Here is a 20,087-nt window from a genome sequence, read left to right on the forward strand (position 1 = left end):
CCCATGTTTTAAATGTGCAGAACCCGCCCGTAAGCGTCCAGCACGCTTTCGTGCATCATCTCGCTCAACGTCGGGTGCGGGAAGATGGTCTGGATCAGTTCGGCTTCGGTCGCCTCGCACTGGCGAGCGATCACATAGCCCTGAATCAGTTCCGTCACTTCCGCGCCCACCATATGCGCGCCCAGCAGCGCCCCGGTCTTGGCGTCGAACACCGTCTTCACAAAGCCCTCCGCCTCGCCCAGCGCGATGGCCTTGCCGTTGCCGATAAAGGGGAATTTGCCCACCTTCACCTCGTAACCGGCCTCTTTCGCCTTGGCTTCCGTCAGCCCCACGCTCGCCACTTGCGGCCGGCTGTAGGTGCAGCCCGCGATGTTGGATTTGTCCATCGGGTGCGCATGCGGTTCACCGGCGATCTTCTCCACCGCCACGATGCCCTCATGGCTCGCCTTGTGCGCCAGCCATGGCGCGCCCGCCACGTCGCCGATGGCCCACAGGCCGGGCACATTGGTCTGCCCCCATTCGTTGGTGATGATATGGCCGCGATCCAGCGCCACACCCAGCGCCTCCAGCCCCAGATTTTCGGTGTTGGGGGAAATGCCGATGGCCACGATCACATGGCTGAACGCCTTCGCTTCGCCGCTGATGGTGGCGATCACCCCGTCCGGCTTCACGTCCAGCTTGTCCACCGTCGCCTTGGTGCGGATGATCATGCCCTGCTTCACCAGCGCCTTTTCCACAAAGGCAGAGACTTCGGCGTCCTCCACCGGCAGGATGCGATCCAAGGCTTCCACGATGGTCACTTTCGCGCCCATATCGCTGTAGAAGCTGGCGAATTCCACTCCAATCGCGCCGGAACCGATTACCAGCAATTCCGTCGGCATGGCAGGCGGCACCATGGCGTGGCGATAGGTCCACACCCGCTCGCCATCGGCCTTCAGATGCGGCAACTCCCGCGCCCGCGCGCCGGTCGCCACGATCACATTCTTCGCCTGCAACGTCCGCTCGCCCACCTTCACCGTTGTCGCGCCAGTCAGCGTGGCGACACCTTCCACCACCGTCACCTTGTTCTTCTTCATCAGCCCCTTCACACCGGCATTCAGCTGGTTCGCGACCTTGCGGCTGCGCTCCGTCACCTTGGCCAGATCGAAGCCGACAGTTCCTGCGCTCAATCCATAAACGCTCGCATGGTCCAGATAATGCTTGATTTCCGCCGAGCGCAGCAGCGCCTTCGTCGGGATGCAGCCCCAGTTCAGGCAGATGCCGCCCAGCCGCTCCCGCTCCACAATGGCGGTGTTCAGCCCAAGCTGCGCGGCGCGGATCGCCGCCACATAACCACCGGGGCCGGATCCCACGATCACCAGATCAAACTGCTCGCTCATTGTCTCTTTCTCCTGCGGAGGCGTTCCCGCACGACGGTGACGATGGTGAACGGAAGCACAATCGGCTTCAGCACCTCCATCCACGCGGGCATGACCTTCTGCACATTTTCCGAAAACAGCACGCCCACATGGCGCAGCACGATCTCGCGGTCGCACAGCGTTTCGAAACTGATCTCGCCATCATGGTTCGAAAACACCAGCATCGTCACCTGAGACTGCGGCGAGATATATTCAAACTCGATCACCCGCTCTCCGCGAACGGCAGGGGGGCGCGCCACTGCCACGGCATTGGGCGTGGGCGGCACCACCATGCCCAGCAGCAGCGGCTCATCGGTGGGGATATTGTTGAACGGCCGATAACGCAGCCGCAATTCCACCTCGTGGAACACGCTGCGCGTGTTGTTCTCCAGCACGACCTCCTGCTGGACCACGCGCGGATATTGCCTGCCCTGCCAGCTCAGTTCCACGCCTTCGGGCACATAGATGGTGATCTTACGATCATCATGCACTTCTACCCGCAGCCGCCGACCGGCCCGGTCCATCACATCCTCCAGCCAGGGCCGCAGCGTCGCCCCGGCGATCAGCATCAGGCCGCCGACAACGCCGACAACCAGCAGAAAATCGCTGAAGGAAATCGAACTGGGCAAGCGTCCGCTTCTCCTCGCCGGGCTAGGCCAGCATCCCCAGCGGGGCTTCCACCAGTCGCTTGAAGGCCGCCATGAATTCCGCGCCCACCGCGCCATCGATGGCACGGTGATCGAAGCTGCCCGTCGCGCTCATCACCGTCGCGATGGCCAGTTCGTCATTCACGACATAGGGTCGCTTCTCTCCGGCTCCCACGGCCAGAATCAGCGCCTCGGGCGGATTGATCACCGCATCGAACTGCTTGATTCCGAACATGCCCAGGTTGGAGATGCTGGCGGTGCCGCCGGTATACTCCGATGGCTGCAGCTTGCCGTCCTTCGCCCGCGCGGCCAGATCCTTCATCTCGGTGGCGATCTGGCTCAGCCGCTTGTTGGCGGCATCGCGGATCACCGGGGTGATCAGCCCGCCCGGAATCGCCACCGCCACGGAGATATCGGCGCGGCTGAACTTCTTCAGCACATCGCCCGCAAAGCTGACATTGGCATCCGGCACCTGCAGCAGCGCCAGCGCCTCGGCCTTGACCAGAAGGTCGTTCACGCTGAGCTTGATACCCTGTGTTTCCAGCGCCTTGTTCAAATCCGTTCGCAGTTTCAACAAGGCGTCCAGCTGCACATCCACGGTCAGATAATAATGCGGAACCTGCTGCTTTGATTCCGTCAGCCGCCGCGCGATGGTCTTGCGCATGTTGCTCAGTTTCACGGCCTCGAACGGCGCGGCAGCCTCTGCTGCGGCCGATGGCTTCGCGGCAGGCGCAGCAATCGGCGCGGCGGCCACAGGCTGGGCCACGGGGGCAGCCACTTTGCCGGCCGCCGCTTCCACATCGGCCTTCACGATCCGCCCATGCGGTCCGCTGCCCGTCACACTACCCAGATCGACGCCCATTTGCTGCGCGATGCGGCGTGCCAGCGGGCTGGCGATATGGCGTGTGCCAGAGGAAACAGGCGCTGCAACCGGCGCAGGAGCGGGCGGCGCAGGAGCAGGTTCGGCCACCTTGGGCGCAGCTTCAACAGCCGCAACCGGAGCAGCAACCGGCTTGGCAGCTGGCGGCGGAGACGCCTCTTCACCCTCCCCTTGCAGCCGCGCGATCACTGCGTTCACCTTCACCTCTTCCGTGCCTTCCGGCACCAGAATCTCGGTGACAACGCCCTCGTCCACGGCTTCCACTTCCATGGTCGCCTTGTCGGTTTCGATTTCTGCAATGACGTCGCCGGGCTTTACGGCATCGCCAACCTTCACATGCCATTTCGCCAGCGTGCCCGTTTCCATCGTGGGCGAAAGGGCCGGCATGGTGATATCGATTGCCATGTTTTCAGCCCCTTACAGAATGGATTTCACAGCGGCCACAACATCGGCCGCCTTCACCAACGCCGCCTTTTCCAGATTATTGGCATAGGGCAGCGGCACGTCCTTGTTCGTCACCCGCAGCACCGGCGCATCCAGATCGTCGAAGCCCTTCGTCATGGCGATGGCAATGATCTCAGAGGAAATGCTGCACACCGGCCAGCCCTCCTCCACCACCACCATGCGGTTGGTTTTCTTCAGGCTGGCCAGCACCGCCGCTTCGTCCAGCGGCCTCAGAGAGCGCAGATCCAGCACTTCGGCCTCGATCCCCTCGGCCGCCAGCGTCGCGGCCGCCTCCAGCGCAATTCCAACACCGATGGAATAGGAGACCAGCGTCACATGGCCGCCCTCGCGGTAAAGCCGGGCCTTACCGATCGGCACCACATGCTCGCCCTCCGGCACCTCGAAGCTGTGCCCGTAAAGCAGCTCATTCTCCAGAAACACCACCGGATCGGGCGAGCGGATTGCCGATTTCAGCAAGCCCTTGGCATCCGCCGCATCATAAGGAGACAGCACGATAAGCCCCGGAACGCTGGCATACCACGGCCCGTAATTCTGGCTATGCTGCGCAGCAACGCGCGAAGCCGCGCCGTTCGGCCCGCGAAACACGATGGGGCAGCGCATCTGCCCGCCCGACATATAATTGGTTTTCGCAGCAGAATTGATAATATGATCAATGGCCTGCATGGCAAAGTTAAACGTCATGAACTCCACAACAGGCTTCAACCCGCCCATCGCCGCGCCAACGCCAAGCCCGGCAAAGCCATATTCGGTGATCGGCGTATCCACCACGCGCTTGTCGCCGAACTCGTCCAGCAAGCCCTGCGTCACCTTGTAGGCGCCCTGATACTGGGCGACTTCCTCGCCCATCACGAACACCGATTCGTCGGCGCGCATTTCCTCGGCCATCGCGTCGCGCAGCGCTTCGCGCACCGTCTGCTTGCGGGTCGCGCCATCGAACACCGCCGCCGTCGCCGGGGTCAGTTCCACCGGTGCGGGCGCAGGCGCATCCACCTTCACCGCAGCATCCTTCTCCGGGGCCTCGGTCGGCTCAGGCGCCGTCACTTTCGGCGCCACCGTGGCAGAAGGCGCATCTTCGCCCTCCAGCGCGATCACGGCGATGGTCGTCCCCACCTTCACGCCATCGGTTCCAGCTGCGACATCCAGAGACACAATTGTGCCGGCCTCATCGGCTTCCAGCTCCATCGTCGCCTTATCGGTCTCGATCTCGGCGATCACCTGTCCCGGCTTCACCACATCGCCCGGCTTCACATGCCAGGCGGCGAGCGTCCCCTCCTCCATCGTGGGGGACATCGCAGGCAGCTTCAGTTCCATCAGTAAGTCCCCACCAGAACGTCCGTATAAAGCTCGGACAATTCCGGCTCCGGCGCTTGTTCCGCAAAGTCCGCAGCTTCCGCCACGATCTTCTTGATTTCCTGCTCGATGGCCTTGAACCAGGCCTCGTCGGCGTCGCCTCGCTCCAGCATTTCCCGCTTGGCGTGATCGATGGGATCGCGATTTTCGCGCATCGTCTGCACCTCCTCGCGGCTGCGATACTTCGCGGGGTCAGACATGGAGTGGCCGCGATAGCGGTAGGTCTTCATCTCCAGCAGGATCGGCCCATGGCCGCCATTCACCCACTCCAGCGCCACGGCCGCAGCACCACGCACCGCCAGCACGTCCATACCGTCCACCTGCATGCCCGGAATGCGGAAACTCTCGCCCCGGCGATACAATTGGTCCTCGGCAGAGGCACGGTTCACCGAAGTGCCCATGGCATATTGGTTGTTCTCGATCACGAAGATCACCGGCAGCTTCCACAGCTCGGCCATGTTGAAGGCCTCATAGACCTGCCCCTGATTGGCAGCCCCATCGCCGAAATAGGCCAGCGCCACGCCGCCATCGCCCTTATATTTGTGCGCAAAGCCCAGCCCCGCGCCGATCGGCACCTGCGCGCCGACGATGCCGTGCCCGCCGTAAAAGCCCTGCTCCACAGAGAACATGTGCATGGAGCCGCCCTTCCCCCGGCTGATCCCGGCGGCGCGGCCCGTCAGTTCGGCCATGATTTCCTTCGGATCGATGTGGCAGGCCAGCATATGCCCATGGTCGCGATAGCCGGTGACAACGCTGTCCTTGCCCGGCACGATCGCCGATTGCAGGCCGGTCACCACCGCTTCCTGGCCGATATACAGGTGACAGAAGCCGCCGATCAGCCCCATGCCATAGAGCTGCCCGGCCTTCTCCTCGAAGCGGCGGATCAGCAGCATCATGCGGTAATAGTCGCGATACTCGTCCGCCGTCGGCTCATGGCGCGTCATGTTGGGGAGCAATTCCATATGCCCCTTCACGGCAGGCGTCTTCGCGCCCGACTTCATTGCGGGCGTGTGCGCGCCCGACTTCCTTGCGGGCGTGTGTGCGCCCGACGTTCCGGCCCCGGCGCTTGCCGCACCCTTTGCCTTTGCCACTGGCAGTCCCCTCAATCCTCATCGCGGTCGATCAACGGCCGCCCCTTCGGCAAAAATGCCATTGCGCCGTTCTACCGGGGATGCCCCAAGTTTCAACCGCCGGTCCCGGCCTATCTCCTATCTCAGAATACGAATTCCAGTGCGACATTTGCCCTGCCCGGGCCAGCGACGCCCCAATTGCGCACGGCTCCGCGTAAGTTCAGTTGCGCGCGGCTCCGCGCGGCGCATCCAACGGGACGATCACTTCATCGGGCCGAATCACGCCCAGATGGCGACGCACCAGTTCGTCCGCATAGTCGGGATCTGCGCCTTTCGGATTCAACAGGTCGATATTTCGCCCCAGCGCAGCCTTGCGCGCAGCCAGCGCAGCATGCTGTTCGGAAAGCTCATGCTTGGAACGGCGGATATCATCCAGCGCGAAATAGCCCGACGAGCCGAACAGCGCGTGGGTTCCGAAATAGAGAATCACAAGCAGGCACAGCGCCGGAAGCGCAGCGCGCTTCATCAGATCGACAAGAGAGGCGGGGTGCATAATTCACAGAATCACGCGCGCCCGAATCAGTCAAGGGCGGTCCCCGCGAATCACAAATTGACATGATTCCAGCCAACCCGGCGCTCCCGGAAACAGCCCGGCGCGGGTGAATCCGCAAAAGCCGCCCAGCCCATCGCTTGCCGGCAAACAATCCTATGAACCCAATATCTTGTAGGTCAATTTGTTAACACGCTACGTGAAGATTATGTTCACACACCATATGAAGATCACGGACTCGTGGCACGAGTGTTGCAAATTTGCCGCACCGCACCCATTCCGATCGTGAATAAATGTAAACGGGTGATTTCTTATCTTTAACACTCGTTCGTAACCGGATATCCCATCGTTAACGGGCGGAAAACAATAACGGGTCGCCCTGATAAACGGAGAGACGCCATGTTCAGCCAACGTATGAAGGCAGGCGCCGCGCTCGTGATCCTCTCGGTCGGAGGATTTCCGGCACTCGCGCAAACCCAGGCAGAAGTCCCGGGGGCAAGTGCAATGACCGCAACACAGATCGTCACGGTTAAGACGACACCAGAAAAAGTCGCTTTTATTCAATCAGAACCAGATCGAGTCGCTTTCAAACAACCGAGCGGCAGTCAACTGCCGCCACTGCCGAACACCGGCAATCTTGCAATGCTGATCACGGGCATCTGCCTGGCCGGCGTTGCAGCGAGCAGGCGTAAGGTCGCTGCCTGATCGCAAACTTCCAACCCTAGAGTAATAAAAATCCTGGGGGCCCGGCTTCATATGAAGCCGGGCCCCTTTCTAATTTTGCTTGCACGGCACATGAAAAAGGGCGCGGAGAAACATCCCGCGCCCCAATCAGATAATGCTGTGATTACAGATTGATAATGCGTCCTGCATAGATGGCCGTATCGCCCAGCTCACCTTCGATGCGAAGCAACTGATTGTATTTCGCCAACCGGTCAGAGCGGCTGAGGGACCCTGTTTTGATCTGCCCGCAGTTTGTCGCAACCGCGAGATCGGCGATGGTCGAATCCTCGGTCTCGCCAGAGCGATGGCTCATCACCGCCGTATAGCGCGCACGGTGCGCCGTGTTCACCGCCTCCAGCGTTTCAGACAGGGTGCCAATCTGGTTCACCTTCACCAGAATCGAATTGGCAACGCCCTTGGCGATTCCCTCGCGCAGCCGCACGGCATTGGTCACGAACAGGTCATCGCCCACCAGCTGCGTCGTCGCGCCGACCTTGTCCGTCAACATCTTCCAGCCGGCCCAGTCATCTTCAGCCATGCCGTCCTCGATGGAAACGATGGGATAGCGCGAAACCAGCTCTGCGAGGAATGTTGACATCTCGTCTGAAGAAAGAATTTTTCCTTCTCCTTCCATAAGATAAGAGTCGTTCTTGTAGAATTCAGTAGAGGCGCAATCCAGCGCCAGCTTCACATCCTCACCCGGCTTGTACCCCGCCTTCTCAATCGCCTGCAGGATCACGTCCAGCGCTTCAGTCGCGCTGGACAGGTTCGGCGCAAAGCCGCCCTCGTCCCCCACGGCGGTCGAAAGCCCGCGATCGTGCAGGATCTTCTTCAGCGTGTGGAAAATCTCCGCCCCCCAGCGCAGCCCTTCAGAGAAGGTTTCCGCGCCAGTCGGCATGATCATGAATTCCTGAAAATCGATGGGGTTATCGGCATGCGCGCCGCCATTGATGATGTTCATCATCGGCACCGGCAGTATCCGCGCCGCCGTGCCGCCGACATAACGATAGAGCGGCAGCCCCCGCGCCTCGGCCGCGGCGCGCGCCACGGCCAGGCTCACGCCCAGAATCGCGTTCGCGCCCAGCCGCGCCTTGTTCGGCGTGCCGTCCAGCTGCAGCATCACCGCGTCCACATGCTCCTGCTCTTCGGCGTCCAGCCCGATCAGCGCATCGGAAATATCGCCATGCACGGCCGCCACCGCCTCGCGCACGCCCTTCCCCAGATAGCGCGCCTTGTCCCCGTCGCGCTTCTCCACCGCTTCATGCGCACCGGTCGACGCGCCCGATGGTACGGCGGCACGGCCGAAGCTGCCGTCCTCCAATATGCAATCCACTTCCACCGTGGGGTTGCCGCGGCTGTCGAGGATCTCTCGGGCGATGAGGTCGGCGATCGCTGTCATGGGGGCTCCCTGTTGCTCGGTTGGTGCGATTCAATCGGTCCACGGTCGCTTACAGCCGCACGGGCAAAGTTCAACCTCCGGCAGCGTCGCCCTGCCCTTCGTTAAACATCAACCTGCCCGTCCTGATTACCTGCGCAGGCGTTTCGGCGGCTTGCGCCCAGCGGCCCCGCCTCGCTAGGTTTCGCCGATGGGGCGGCCGCCCGCCGACCTTGCAGGAGCCGAATGATGTCCGACGAACAGCCGCAGGAACAGATCGAGCTGGATCCCGTGGTGGTCGTCGCGCGGATTACCACGCTGGAGATGCTGGTGCGGCAGATGATGGTGGTGCAGCTGCGCCTGCTGGCCGATGGCGGCCATATCGAGCTGACGCCCAGCTATGTGCAGAATCTGGCGAACGCCTATGCGGAAAAGGTGGACGAATCGACCATCATCGAAAGCAATTCGGCCGATGTGAATTACGCCTTCAAGCTGAACGTGCTGCACCAGCTGGAGCGATTTTTCGACGAGATCGGCGCGCATCTGAAATCAAATCCTTGAAGGCATATTGAGCCCACGGGGGGTTCCATTGCCATTGCACCCCTGCTAGACGCCCGCTTCCGCGCGTCGAGGCCCGATGGCGGAGTGGTGACGTAGCGGACTGCAAATCCGTGCACGCCGGTTCGATTCCGGCTCGGGCCTCCAGTTTTCCTCCCGCGCGCTTCCCAAACCATTCGCAAAAGCCGCCCCGCGGACGCTCTGGTAGCACTGCCTTTTGCGCGTCATTTTAACGCGTATTCACTTTTTACATCAATTTAATAATTGATATAACATATTGTTTTATATTGATTTTATTATTTTACTGATATTTTACATTAATTAATCAATCATCAACGAAAAGCCGTTTTGGATTTCGCTTAAAATGTGAAGATGGGTCGGCTGAATGCGGCCGCTCGGGCCGCCGACGTCAGGTCAGGGCTGGCAAGCGCCAGTCCACAGGGCCAAGCCCGGACGACTCCAGAAACACGTTCGCGCGCGAAAAGTGCTTCGAACCGAAAAAGCCGCCATGTGCGGACAGTGGCGAGGGGTGTACCGATTTCAGCACCAGATGCCGCGAGCCGTCCACGAAACCCGCCTTGCGCTGGGCGTGGCTCCCCCACAGCATGAACACCGCCGGATCGGGCCGTTCGGCCACGCGGCGCACCACCGCGTCAGTGAATCGCTCCCACCCCCGCCCGGCGTGAGAGGCGGCCTTGCCATCCTCCACTGTCAGCACACTGTTCAGCAGCAGCACGCCCTGCTCTGCCCAGCTTTCCAGAAAACCGTGGCGTGCCGGTTCGATACCCAGATCGCCCTTCAGTTCCTTGTAGATGTTCACCAGAGACGGCGGAATCTTCACGCCGGGCTGCACGGAAAAGCACAACCCATGCGCCTGCCCCGGCCCATGGTAAGGGTCTTGCCCCAATATCACCACGCGCACCTTGTTCAGCGGAGTCAGGTCCAGCGCGCGAAACCAGTTCGAGGCGCGCGGGTAAATCCGCTTGCCCGCTTCGCGCTCCGCCACAAGGAAAGCACGCAAGTCGCGCATGTAGGGCTGCTCAAATTCCTCCGCCAGCGCGTGGCGCCAGCTCTCCTCCAGCTTGATCTCGCTGCTCACGCCAATGCGGCTGCGGCTTCGGCGGCGGCGTGGATCGCCTGAACGTCCGGCGCGCCCTTCCCCACCAGCCAGCTTCCGCCCACACACAGGACAGCGTCTTCCGCCAGCCAGTCCGGCGCGCTCGCCTGCGTGATGCCGCCAGTGGGACAGAAGCGCACATTGCGGAACGGCGCGGCCAGCGCTTTCAACGCCTTCAGCCCGCCCGCGGCTTCGGCCGGGAAGAATTTGAAACGATCCAGCCCCAGATCCAGCCCGCGCATGATGTCTCCGGCATTGGCGACGCCGGGCAGGAAGGGAATCTCCCGGTCCAGCGCGGCATGGGCCAGCATTTCCGTCAGGCCCGGAGAGACGATGAACTCCGCACCCGCCGCGATCGCCGCATCCAGATCGCGCGCGTTCAGCACCGTGCCTGCCCCCACCACCGCGCCGGGCACCTGCTTCATCGCGCGGATCACCTCCAGCGCACCCGCCGTGCGCAACGTCACTTCCAGCACGCGAAGCCCGCCCGCCACCAGTGCCTCGGCGATGGCCACGCCATGGCTCGGCTCGTCGATCACCAGCACCGGGATCACCGGCGCAAGCCGCATGATGGGTTCAATCGCGCTCATAGCTGTTCCTTCGCGAAGCGGGCCGCCGCCGCGCCCAGCAGGCCCGGCTCCGGATGGGTGATGTGCAGGATCGGGATGGCCGTCATCCGCGCCTCGAACCGGCCTTTGGCGGTGAAACGCGAATGGAAGCCGGAGGGGCCAAGCAGATGGCGCACGCGCGGCAGCATCCCCCCCGCCAGCACCACGGCTTCCGCTCCTTGGGCCAGCGCCAGATCGCCCACCACGGCACCCAGTGCCAAACACCAGCGATCGAAGGCGGATTGCGCCAACGCGTCCTTATCCTCCAGCGCCGCTTTCCACAGCGCGCTATCGTCGCGATGCGGCACCGCGCGCCCCTCGATGGCGGCCAGCGCGGAATGGACATTGGCAAAGCCCGAGCCAGAGACGATCCGCTCCACCGAAACCCGGCGGAAGCGTTTGCGCAACTGCTGCAGAATCTGGTCTTCCAGACTGTCCAGCGGGGCATAATCCACATGCCCGCCTTCGGTCGCGATCACACGCGGCTGCGCACCCGTCAGCAGGATGGCCACGCCAAGGCCGGTTCCCGGGCCGATCACGCTGACGACGCCCTCGTCCGGCAGCCCCTCATGCGGCCCGGCGATCCATTCAAGTTCATCCGTCCCGCATTTCGCCACGGCATGCGCCACGGCTGCGAAATCATTGATGAACATCACAGATTTCAGCCCCAGCCGCTCCGCCGCCAAAGCCGGGCGGATCACCCACGGGTTGTTGGCGAGCGTGATCAGCTCCACATCGGTCGGGGCCGCCAGCGCGATTGCCGCGTGCGCCGGCACCTCGCGCCCCAGCCCGGCGCGATAGGTTTCGAAGGCGCTTTGCAGGCTGGCATGCTCCGCCACCTTCAGCTTGGCGATCTCGCTCAGGCTGATCGCGCCATCGGCTTGCCGGGTGGCGATGGCGAAGCGGCAATGCGTGCCGCCGATGTCGGCCGTGATCAGTTCCATCACAGTCCCGCTGCCTCAAGGATGGGCGACGCGCCGGATTCCGCCGTGCCCGCCGCCTGCCGGAACAGCGCGAACAATTCCCGCCCGGTGCCGTCGGCCTCCACCGGCGGCTGCGCCGGTTCGCGCGCCATGAATTCGGCGTGGTTCATCAGCACGTCGATGGTGCCGTTCACCGCGCACAGCCGGATCCTGTCGCCATCGCGCACGCGCGCCAGGGGCCCGCCGCCCAGCGCCTCCGGGCTCATATGGATGGCGGCAGGCACCTTGCCAGACGCGCCGGACATCCGCCCGTCCGTCACCAGCGCCACCTTAAAGCCCTTGTCCTGCAACACCCCCAGCGGCGGGGTCAGCTTGTGCAGTTCCGGCATGCCGTTGGCGCGCGGGCCCTGAAAGCGCACCACCACCACTACGTCGCGGTCCAGTTCGCCCGCCTTGAAGGCGGCGTTCACCTCTGCCTGATCCTCGAACACCCGCGCCGGGGCTTCGATGGTCCAGCGCGAAGGGTCGACCGCACTGGTCTTGAAAGTGCCGCGCCCCAGATTGCCCTTCACCAGCCGCATCCCGCCATCGGCGCGGAACGGCGCGCTCACCGGGCGCAGGATGCTTTCATCGCGGCTTTGCTCCGGCGCGGGGGTCCACACCAGCGCATCGCCGTCCAGCCCCGGCTCCGCCGCGTAATCGCCCAGCGTTTCGCCCGCCACCGTCAGGATATCGCCATGCACCAGCCCTGCGCCCAGCAGTTCGCGGATGGTAAAGGCCATGCCGCCCGCTTCGTGGAACTGGTTCACATCGGCCTGCCCCGCCGGATAGACATTGGCGATCAGCGGCACCGCGCCGCTCAGCTGGTCCATATCCTCCCAATCGAGCAGGATTCCCGCCGCCCGCGCGATGGCAGGCAGGTGCAACGCATGGTTGGTGGAGCCTCCCGTGGCCAGCAGGCCCACCACCGCGTTCACAATGGCCCTTTCATCCACCACATGACCAATTGGCCGGAAATCATTGCTGCCATGTCCGATTTCCGTCAGCCGATGCACCGCGGCGCGCGTCAGTTGCTGCCGAAGCTTGGTGCCCGGATGCGCGAAGGCTGCGTTGGGCACATGCAGCCCCATCATCTCCATCATCATCTGGTTGGAGTTGGCGGTGCCGTAAAAGGTGCAGGTGCCGGGGCTGTGATAGCTCGCCGATTCCGCGTCCAGCAGTTCCTCCTGCCCCACCTTGCCTTCCACGAACAGCTGGCGGATGCGCTGCTTTTCCTTATTGGGTAGGCCAGACGGCATCGGCCCTGCCGGGATCAGCACGGTGGGCAGATGCCCGAAACGCAGCGCGCCGATCAGCAGGCCCGGCACGATCTTGTCGCAGATGCCCAGCATCGCCACGCCGTCATACATGGCGTGGCTGAGCGCAACGGCCGTGGACAACGCGATGGTGTCGCGGCTGAACAGGCTCAGCTCCATGCTGCTCTGCCCTTGGGTCACGCCGTCGCACATGGCGGGCACGCCGCCCGCCACCTGCGCAGTCGCGCCCACCTCGCGCGCGAAAATCTTCATCTGCTCGGGATAGCGGCCATAGGGCTGATGCGCCGAGAGCATGTCATTATAGGCGGTGACGATGCCGATGTTGAACGCCTTGCCCGCGCGGATCGCGGGCTTATCGCCCTCGGCGGCCGCGAAGGCATGGGCAAGGTTCGAACAGGCGAGGTTGTGGCGGTTGAGGCCCTTGTCCGCCTCCCGCGCCACAAGCTCCAGATAGCGCCCGCGGCTGCCGCGCGAGCGTTCGATAATCCGGGCCGTCACGGCCTCGACTGTCGGGTTCAGGGTCATGCGCGTTTACCCTTTCGGCCGCCCCATCATCTCAGGGGCACCAGTGGATATCGATCGCCTGCGTGGCGTCCGCCAGCAACCGACCGATGGGATATTGCGAACCGGCACCGTCTTTCAGCGCCTTTTCCAGCACCTTGCGCTTTTTCTCGCCTGTGATGTGGATCAGGATGGCGCGCGCGCCAAGAATGGCGGATTTCGTCAGCGTCACGCGCGCGAACGGCGCTTCGGCGGGCAGCGGATCGGGGGTTACGCCGATGGCGCGGTGCGGCGCGGACAGCGCCGTTTCCAGATCCGCTCCGGGGAAGATCGAAGCGGTATGCCCGTCTTCACCCATGCCCAGCCACACGAAATCCAGCGGCCAGTGGATCGCCTGCAACCGCGCGTCCGCCGCCTTGCCGGCTGCCTCCACCGGCAGATCCCCGCCCGTCAGCGGCAGCACCCGCGCGCCCAGCGGCAGGAAGCGTTCCGCGAGCCCGCGCACGTTGGAAGCCTTATCCTGCACGGGCACCAGCCGGTCATCCGTCGGAACGATCGTCACGCTCTTCCACTTCAGCTTCGCCTTCGCCAGCAGCGCCTGCGCCGCATCCGGGGTGCGGCCGCCCGCGAACGCCACCACGGCGTCGCCGCGCGCATCCAGCGCGCTTTCGATCACGAACTGCGCGTCGCCTGCCACGGCCTCGGCCAGTTCCTCGGCCGAGTCATAGTCCCACCATTCCGCGTCGATCATTCGAATCTCCGATTTCGTCATCGCTGTGATCACACGCGGCTAGTCGTTCCAGCTCGCATTGTCGCGCTCGATCAGCGCGATTGCGGCGGATGGGCCCCAGCTTCCGGCGGTGTACGGCCGAGGTTCCATGCCGTTTTCGGCCCAGCCTTTTCGGATTCCGTCGATGAAGGCCCATTGCGCCTCCACCTCGTCGCGGCGCACGAACAGCGTCTGCCGCCCCTCGATCAGGTCCAGCAGCAGCTGCTCATAGGCGATGCGGCGGCGGGTATCGGCAAAGGCGTCCTTGCGGCCGATATCCAGCGCCACCGGCCGCATGGAAATGCCACCACGAGACAGCCCCGGCACCTTGGACATCAGCTGCAGCTGGATATTTTCCTGCGGTTGCAGGCTGATCAGCAGCCGGTTGGGCTGCATGCCCTTCACGCCCTCACCGAAAATATTGTACGGCACATCCTTGAACGCGATCAGGATTTCGGACTTGCGCGCGCCCAGCCGCTTGCCCGTGCGCAGGTAGAAGGGCACGCCCTTCCAGCGCCAATTGTCCACATGCGCCTTCAGCGCCACGAAAGTCTCGGTGCTGCTGGGGCGGCCCAGTTCCTCGGCATAGCCCTTCACCGGCTGGCCGCCCACCGCGCCCGCTGCATATTGCCCCGTCACGCTGTGGCTGGCGGCCGTTCGCCCGTCGATGGGGCGCAGCGCGTGCAGCACCTTCACCTTTTCATCGCGGATGGCAGAGGCGCTGAAATGGCCCGGCGGCTCCATCGCCACCAGCGCCAGCAGCTGCAGCATATGGTTCTGCACCATGTCGCGCAGCGCCCCCGCGCCATCGTAGAAGTCCACCCGGCCTTCCAGCCCCACGGTTTCCGCCACCGTGATCTGCACATGCGATATCCATTCGGATCGCCACAAAGGCTCGAACATCACATTGGCGAAGCGCAGCGCCATCAAATTCTGGACGGTTTCCTTGCCCAGATAATGGTCGATGCGGAAAATCTGGCTTTCGCTGAAGGCCGCCGCCACGGCATCATTGATCTCGGCCGAACTGCCGAGATCGGTGCCCAGCGGTTTTTCCAGCCCGATCCGCACGTTCGGCCCCGTCAGCCCCGCGCCCGCCAGCCCTTCGATGGTGGGCTTGAACAGCGATGGCGCAGTGGAGAGGAAGATGGAGATGGACTGGCTCTCGCAACCGCCGTCCGCCGCGCAGGTGGCATCGGCCAGCCGCTGGTAACCGGACATGTCGGTCGCATCCAGCGGCACATAGGCCAGCTGCTTCAGGAAGGCGTCTGCCTTCGCCTGATCACCCAGCCCGTTGGCGATGTACGGGGCCAGCGCCTCGGCCGCCATGGCGCGGAACGCCTCGTCGTCCAGCTTCGATCGTGCGGTGCCCACGATCCGCACATCCGGCGGCAGCAGCCCATCCACCGACAGGCCATAGAGCGACGGCAGCAGCATGCGCCGCGAAAGGTCGCCGGTGGCACCGAACAGAAGAACCGCAGTCATGGGCAGATGTCCTAGCAAGGCTTTGGGCAGAGGCCAGAGGTGAATTCGTATTCCCGCCCGGCCGCCGCCATCTCCCCGCTACTTCACAGTGCCCGGAAGCGAATGGCAACCCCGCCGCCTGCGCCCATGCGAACCGCGATCCGGTCGGCAGAGGTTACCACCCGTTTCGAAATGGCGATGTCTGAGCGCCCCTCGGTGCGGAAATCCGCAGCCGGGCCGTCAGCATAGATCTGCGCCTCGTAACGCCGCCCGTCCTTCAGAAAGCCCAGCGGCAGTTCCAGCTCGTGCGGCTGTTCATCGGTGCCGCCGCCCACATACCAGTCCTGGCTGTTGCGATCCTTGCGGGCGATCAGCGCATACTCCCCCACCTCGCCCGCCAGCATCCGCGTTTCGTCCCAATCGGCGGGCACATCCCTGATGAAGCGGAACGGCCCCGGATGGCGGGCATAGTTTTCCGGCAGATCGGCCGCCATCTGGATCGGCGAATAGATCAGCACATACAGCGCCAGCTGCCGCGCCATGGTGCTGGGAATGGGGGTGCCGCCCTTCCCCTTCAGGCTGAGGATGCCGGGCGTGTAATCCATCGGGCCGGACAACATCCGGGTGAAGATCAGGTTGATCTCGTGGTCCGGCGGATTCTTCGGATCGCCCCACGCATTATATTCCATGCCCCGCGCGCCTTCGCGGCTCACCCAGTTCGGCCATGTGCGGCGCAGGCCCGTGTCCTTGATCGGCTCGTGCGGGTTCACGGCGATGCGGCGCGTCGCGGCTTCTTCCACCACCTTCAGATGATGGCGGCTCATCACCTGCCCGTCATGCCACTGGAAGCTGCCATCCGCCGCCTGAATCCCGCCTGCGTCCGCCACATAGCCGGTCTTCACGCTATCCACCCCCAGCCGGGCATAGAGATCCAGCGCAGGTGCCAGCTGCGCTTCATACACTTTGATGTTCCCCGCCGTTTCGTGATGGCCCATGATCCGCACGCCCTTGCGGCGGGCGTAGGCCGAAAGCCCTTCCAGATCGAACCAGGGCGTGGGCCGGGTGAAGATGAACGCGTCTCCGGTGCCAAACCAGTCGCCGTCCCAGCCCGGATTCCAGCCCTCCACCAGCACGCTGCGGAAGCCGTTGGCGGCGGCGAAGTCAATGTAGCGACGGGTGTTTTCCGTGGTCGCCCCCAGCTTTGGGCCTGTAGCCCAGCTGGATTTGTCCAGATGCATTTCCCACCACACGCCCACATATTTGTGCGGCGTGAACCAGCGGCCGATATCCGGCAGCTTTGAAGGCTCGTTCAGGTTCAGGATGAGGTCTGATGCGGCATACAGCTTCGCCGCATCCGGAGCCACCAGCATCACCCGCCACGGGGTCGCGAACGGCAGGTCGCGCACCACCGCAGGCCCGGTGCCCGATGGCGACAGCTGCGAGCGGAAGCGCTGCCCTTCCACCCGTTGCAGCCACATGCCCGCATAATCCAGCAGCGCCGCTTCATGGATGGCGAGGTGCAGCCCGGCGTTGTCGCGGAAGGTGATCGGCGTGTGCGCCTGCCCCACCTCGGCGATGGGCGTGCGGTTATAGAGATACTCGTAGCGGTTCCACTGCCCGCCCGGAATCCACCACGCCGTGCCCGGCTGCGCCAGATCGAACTCGGTCAGTTCCTCCACAATGCGCGCCGTCTTCAGGTTCGGCTGTTCGGGGAACTCGATGCGGAAGCCCAGCCCGTCGTCGAACAGCCGCACCCGCAGCCGCAGCAACCGCTTCAGCGGGGTCTTTTCGCGCAGCATCACCAGCAGCTCATTGTGCCGGTCCGTCACGAAGCGCCGCTCGCCCCACGGCTGTTCCCAGCGGCTGTCGGCGCTGCTGCGCACGGCTTCCACGATCTCGAAATTCCGCTCCAGCTTCGGCGCGTCGCCAAGGATGAAGCCAAGGCGGGAGGGGTTCACCACCGCCCCGCCCTCCCTCGCCAGAGACCAGAGCGGCCGCCCGTCGCCATCGGTGTCGATCGTGAAGCTCAAATGCCCGGATGGTGAAAGCAGCGTCTCCGGCGTCGCCTCCGCGCGGGCCGCCCCCAGCAGGAACAGCCCGGCCAGCAGCCAGATCAGGTTTCGCATCCTATCCCTCCACCGCGATGGCCCCGAACGGCGGCAGCAGGTCGGGCGTCGCGCCGTTCACCTCCGCCAGCACAGCGCCCTCCAGCGCGATGGGCAGCGGCGTCGCACCGAAGTTGAAGGCCAGCCGGATGCGGCGATTGTCGTGCCAGCGCTCGAAGCGCAGCAGCTCGCCCGCCGCCTCGATCCGTTCCAGCCGCCCCAGCCGCAGCGCCGGTTCCGCCTTGCGCAGCGCCACCAGCCGCCGCGTCAGGTGCAGCAGCGAATGCGGGTCCGCCTCCTGCACGTCCACCGCCAGCGCGGCATGATCCGGCCCCACCCGCAGCCATGGCCGCGCTGGAGAAAAACCGAGGTTTGGCGCGCCCGCTTCCCACGGCATCGGCGTGCGCGCGCCATCGCGGGACAGCGTCAGCGGCCAGTTGGCGATCGCCTCCGGGTCCTGAAGCTCCTCGAAGGGAATCTCCACCTGCGTCAGCCCCAGTTCCTCGCCATAATAGAGGAAAGGATTGCCGCGCAGGCTCATCAGCAACAGCATCGCCATGCGGGCAAAGGCGGTGCGGTGCGCCGGTTCCGCCCAACGGGACAGCCCGCGCGGGGAATCATGGTTGGTCAGCGCCCAGCCGGGCCAGCCCAGCCCCGGCTCATCCGGCCATTCGCCCAGCGCATGCGCCACCAGCTGCGGCGTCAGCACCTGTGCATAGAGAAAGGCGAAGCTGTAGGCTGAGTTCAGATGGCTGTTCCCGGCTGTGAAGACGCGCATTTCCGGGATGGGATCGTCGCCACCCACCTCAGCAACGCTGAAGGTTGCGCCATAACGGTCCAGCAACACCCGTAAACGCGCGAGGAAACCGGGAATGTCCGGGTGGGACTGGTTGTAACGCCTGAGTTGATAGTCGAACGGCCGCGTGCGCGGCCCCGGCGGCGCAGGCGGATTATCCCTGAGCAGCGGATCGTGCATGGCGAAGTTGATGGCATCCACGCGAAAGCCGTCCACGCCGCGATCCAGCCAGAATTGCGCGGTGGCCAGCAGGGCGTCCTGCACCTGCGGGTTGTGCAGGTTGAGCTGTGGCTGCTCGCGCAGGAAATTGTGCATATAATATTGGCGGCGGCGCGCATCCCATGTCCAGGCAGGGCCACCAAACACGGACTGCCAGTTGTTGGGCGGGCTGCCGTCCGGCTTGGGGTCAACCCACACATACCAGTCCGCATGCGTCCCATGTCGCCCTTCCCGGCTTGATTGGAACCATGCATGGCGATCAGAGCTGTGTGCATAAACCTGATCGATGATCACCTTCAGCCCAAGCGCATGGGCCCGCGCAACCAGCGCATCGAAATCCGCCAGAGTTCCGAATGTTGGGTCGACATCGCAATAGTCCTCGATGTCGTATCCGAAATCCCTCATTGGGGATCTAAAGAAGGGCGACAACCAGATCGCATCCACGCCAAGGCTGGCGACATATTCCAGCCGGCGCGTGATCCCGGGCAGGTCTCCGATACCGTCTCCGTTCGAATCCTGAAAACTGCGCGGATATATCTGGTAGATTACCGCGCCCTTCCACCAGGGCATTTCGTTGCTCATTGCACAGCCACCGCGCCGGCGCATACCAACGTTCCGAACGGCTCGATCTCCACCGGCAGCGTTCCAGGTGCGGACGGCTGGGCGCAATTTCCCCACAGCGACTTTGTCACCTCGATGCGCGGGTCGATCATCACATTGGCCTTCAGCGGCTTTGACGAGGTGTTGAAGGCAATGATGGTGTCGATAAACGGCCCCCGGTTCCCTTCCGGCAATCGGCGCGCCACTGCGAACAGGCCCGGCTCCTCATCTGCGTTCAGCACCCGTTGCACGCCACCCCGAAGCGAAGGTTCGATCGCGCGCAGCTTCGCCAGCGCCGCGATATGGCGATAGAGCGGATGCGCGGTGTCGAAATTGGCGCTTGCCGTCGTCGCAGCGGTCCCCAACAGCCGATTGTCGTTATAGACCGCGACCTGGCTGGGAAACAGCGGTTCGCGCGCGTCCTGATCATGGCCATCACCCACGAACCCCTGCTCGTCACCGGAATAGATGGTGGGAACGCCACGCAACAACAGCAACATGGAATGGGCCAGTTTCACCCGTGCCAGCTGTTCGGCGTCGCTGGCGTCCGGGTTGGCCTTGCGCACGAAAGTTGAAAAGCGGCCGATGTCGTGATTGCCAAGGAAGGTCGGCAACTGCTGCGGTACGCCCTCCCCGCCGGCATAGAGTGGGTCCATA

18 protein-coding genes and 1 tRNA gene are annotated in these 20,087 nt (G+C 63.8%); 3 read left to right on the forward strand and 16 right to left on the reverse strand.

The genetic code is table 11. The features are described from left to right. Positions 1-8: 8 nt before the first annotated feature. The 6 genes from lpdA to FJQ54_RS15140 form a co-directional block, all read right to left on the reverse strand. A complete protein-coding gene (lpdA, locus tag FJQ54_RS15115) occupies positions 9-1,379 on the reverse strand; it encodes a dihydrolipoyl dehydrogenase (protein WP_140929253.1) in 1,371 nt (456 codons plus the stop codon). Beyond that, the gene (locus tag FJQ54_RS15120) at positions 1,376-2,026 is read right to left on the reverse strand and encodes a hypothetical protein (protein WP_140929254.1); all 651 of its coding nucleotides are present in this window, start codon (positions 2,024-2,026) and stop codon (positions 1,376-1,378) included. The genes lpdA and FJQ54_RS15120 overlap by 4 nt, the downstream gene beginning before the upstream one ends. 22 nt (positions 2,027-2,048) lie before the next feature. After that, positions 2,049-3,329: a pyruvate dehydrogenase complex dihydrolipoamide acetyltransferase gene (locus FJQ54_RS15125; protein WP_140929255.1), complete on the reverse strand. Its 1,281-nt coding sequence runs from the start codon at positions 3,327-3,329 to the stop codon at positions 2,049-2,051. Positions 3,330-3,341: 12 nt separating this feature from the next. After that, the gene (locus FJQ54_RS15130; protein ID WP_140929256.1) at positions 3,342-4,700 is read right to left on the reverse strand and encodes a pyruvate dehydrogenase complex E1 component subunit beta; all 1,359 of its coding nucleotides are present in this window, start codon (positions 4,698-4,700) and stop codon (positions 3,342-3,344) included. Next, positions 4,700-5,701 (reverse strand): pyruvate dehydrogenase (acetyl-transferring) E1 component subunit alpha, encoded by a 1,002-nt coding sequence (gene pdhA / locus FJQ54_RS15135; RefSeq protein WP_235890489.1) that lies wholly within the window; start codon positions 5,699-5,701, stop codon positions 4,700-4,702. The genes FJQ54_RS15130 and pdhA overlap by 1 nt, the downstream gene beginning before the upstream one ends. Positions 5,702-6,029: 328 nt before the next feature. Next, positions 6,030-6,362 (reverse strand): FtsB family cell division protein, encoded by a 333-nt coding sequence (locus FJQ54_RS15140; protein ID WP_140929257.1) that lies wholly within the window; start codon positions 6,360-6,362, stop codon positions 6,030-6,032. A 396-nt stretch (positions 6,363-6,758) separates the two neighbouring features. On the opposite strand from FJQ54_RS15140, the gene FJQ54_RS15145 reads away from it, so the two are divergent. After that, the gene (locus FJQ54_RS15145; protein WP_140929258.1) at positions 6,759-7,064 is read left to right on the forward strand and encodes a hypothetical protein; all 306 of its coding nucleotides are present in this window, start codon (positions 6,759-6,761) and stop codon (positions 7,062-7,064) included. A gap of 142 nt (positions 7,065-7,206) precedes the next feature. Here the strand turns inward: FJQ54_RS15145 and eno are convergent, their stop codons facing one another. After that, positions 7,207-8,481 carry a phosphopyruvate hydratase gene (eno, locus tag FJQ54_RS15150; protein WP_140929259.1) on the reverse strand — a complete coding sequence of 425 codons (1,275 nt, stop codon included), beginning with the start codon at positions 8,479-8,481 and terminating at the stop codon, positions 7,207-7,209. 222 nt (positions 8,482-8,703) lie between these two features. On the opposite strand from eno, the gene FJQ54_RS15155 reads away from it, so the two are divergent. Together FJQ54_RS15155 and FJQ54_RS15160 are read left to right on the forward strand one after the other, a co-directional pair. Then, positions 8,704-9,018, forward strand: a complete 315-nt coding sequence (locus tag FJQ54_RS15155; RefSeq protein WP_140929260.1) for a hypothetical protein — start codon at positions 8,704-8,706, stop codon at positions 9,016-9,018. Positions 9,019-9,088: 70 nt separating this feature from the next. Further along, positions 9,089-9,162, forward strand: a tRNA-Cys gene (locus FJQ54_RS15160). Between the two features lie 262 nt (positions 9,163-9,424). On the opposite strand, the gene ung is transcribed toward FJQ54_RS15160, so the two are convergent. The 9 genes from ung to FJQ54_RS15205 all read right to left on the reverse strand — a co-directional run. Further along, positions 9,425-10,114: a uracil-DNA glycosylase gene (gene ung, locus FJQ54_RS15165; RefSeq protein ID WP_140929261.1), complete on the reverse strand. Its 690-nt coding sequence runs from the start codon at positions 10,112-10,114 to the stop codon at positions 9,425-9,427. Then, positions 10,111-10,722: a bifunctional 4-hydroxy-2-oxoglutarate aldolase/2-dehydro-3-deoxy-phosphogluconate aldolase gene (eda, locus tag FJQ54_RS15170; protein WP_140929262.1), complete on the reverse strand. Its 612-nt coding sequence runs from the start codon at positions 10,720-10,722 to the stop codon at positions 10,111-10,113. Before eda ends, ung begins: the two co-directional genes overlap by 4 nt. Further along, complete coding sequence (locus FJQ54_RS15175; RefSeq protein ID WP_140929263.1) at positions 10,719-11,684, reverse strand: glucokinase; 966 nt, start codon at positions 11,682-11,684, stop codon at positions 10,719-10,721. Before FJQ54_RS15175 ends, eda begins: the two co-directional genes overlap by 4 nt. Further along, positions 11,684-13,504 carry a phosphogluconate dehydratase gene (edd, locus tag FJQ54_RS15180; protein ID WP_140929264.1) on the reverse strand — a complete coding sequence of 607 codons (1,821 nt, stop codon included), beginning with the start codon at positions 13,502-13,504 and terminating at the stop codon, positions 11,684-11,686. The genes FJQ54_RS15175 and edd overlap by 1 nt, the downstream gene beginning before the upstream one ends. 31 nt (positions 13,505-13,535) lie before the next feature. Continuing rightward, the gene (gene pgl / locus FJQ54_RS15185; RefSeq protein WP_140929265.1) at positions 13,536-14,231 is read right to left on the reverse strand and encodes a 6-phosphogluconolactonase; all 696 of its coding nucleotides are present in this window, start codon (positions 14,229-14,231) and stop codon (positions 13,536-13,538) included. A gap of 39 nt (positions 14,232-14,270) precedes the next feature. Then, a complete protein-coding gene (zwf, locus tag FJQ54_RS15190) occupies positions 14,271-15,731 on the reverse strand; it encodes a glucose-6-phosphate dehydrogenase (protein WP_140929266.1) in 1,461 nt (486 codons plus the stop codon). Between the two features lie 83 nt (positions 15,732-15,814). Beyond that, positions 15,815-17,836, reverse strand: a complete 2,022-nt coding sequence (locus FJQ54_RS15195; protein WP_140929267.1) for a glycoside hydrolase family 97 protein — start codon at positions 17,834-17,836, stop codon at positions 15,815-15,817. Between the two features lies 1 nt (position 17,837). Beyond that, positions 17,838-19,412, reverse strand: a complete 1,575-nt coding sequence (locus FJQ54_RS15200) for an alpha-amylase family glycosyl hydrolase (protein ID WP_140929268.1) — start codon at positions 19,410-19,412, stop codon at positions 17,838-17,840. Next, positions 19,409-20,087: alpha-amylase family glycosyl hydrolase (locus tag FJQ54_RS15205; protein ID WP_268920591.1), on the reverse strand; the 679-nt coding region annotated here is incomplete at its 5' end. The genes FJQ54_RS15205 and FJQ54_RS15200, both read right to left, overlap by 4 nt.

It is taken from the genome of Sandaracinobacter neustonicus (assembly GCF_006385875.1).
GTDB classification, from domain to species: Bacteria; Pseudomonadota; Alphaproteobacteria; order Sphingomonadales; family Sphingomonadaceae; genus Sandaracinobacteroides; species Sandaracinobacteroides neustonicus.

Coding starts and splice junctions, on each gene's coding strand:
- lpdA (WP_140929253.1), bottom strand. CDS start 1,379: ATGAGCGAGCAGTTTGATCTGGTGATCGTGGGATCCGGCCCCGGTGGT.
- FJQ54_RS15125 (WP_140929255.1), bottom strand. CDS start 3,329: ATGGCAATCGATATCACCATGCCGGCCCTTTCGCCCACGATGGAAACG.
- FJQ54_RS15130 (WP_140929256.1), bottom strand. CDS start 4,700: ATGGAACTGAAGCTGCCTGCGATGTCCCCCACGATGGAGGAGGGGACG.
- pdhA (WP_235890489.1), bottom strand. CDS start 5,701: ATGGAATTGCTCCCCAACATGACGCGCCATGAGCCGACGGCGGACGAG.
- FJQ54_RS15140 (WP_140929257.1), bottom strand. CDS start 6,362: ATGCACCCCGCCTCTCTTGTCGATCTGATGAAGCGCGCTGCGCTTCCG.
- FJQ54_RS15145 (WP_140929258.1), top strand. CDS start 6,759: ATGTTCAGCCAACGTATGAAGGCAGGCGCCGCGCTCGTGATCCTCTCG.
- eno (WP_140929259.1), bottom strand. CDS start 8,481: ATGACAGCGATCGCCGACCTCATCGCCCGAGAGATCCTCGACAGCCGC.
- FJQ54_RS15155 (WP_140929260.1), top strand. CDS start 8,704: ATGATGTCCGACGAACAGCCGCAGGAACAGATCGAGCTGGATCCCGTG.
- eda (WP_140929262.1), bottom strand. CDS start 10,722: ATGAGCGCGATTGAACCCATCATGCGGCTTGCGCCGGTGATCCCGGTG.
- FJQ54_RS15175 (WP_140929263.1), bottom strand. CDS start 11,684: ATGGAACTGATCACGGCCGACATCGGCGGCACGCATTGCCGCTTCGCC.
- edd (WP_140929264.1), bottom strand. CDS start 13,504: ATGACCCTGAACCCGACAGTCGAGGCCGTGACGGCCCGGATTATCGAA.
- pgl (WP_140929265.1), bottom strand. CDS start 14,231: ATGATCGACGCGGAATGGTGGGACTATGACTCGGCCGAGGAACTGGCC.
- zwf (WP_140929266.1), bottom strand. CDS start 15,731: ATGACTGCGGTTCTTCTGTTCGGTGCCACCGGCGACCTTTCGCGGCGC.
- FJQ54_RS15195 (WP_140929267.1), bottom strand. CDS start 17,836: ATGCGAAACCTGATCTGGCTGCTGGCCGGGCTGTTCCTGCTGGGGGCG.
- FJQ54_RS15200 (WP_140929268.1), bottom strand. CDS start 19,412: ATGAGCAACGAAATGCCCTGGTGGAAGGGCGCGGTAATCTACCAGATA.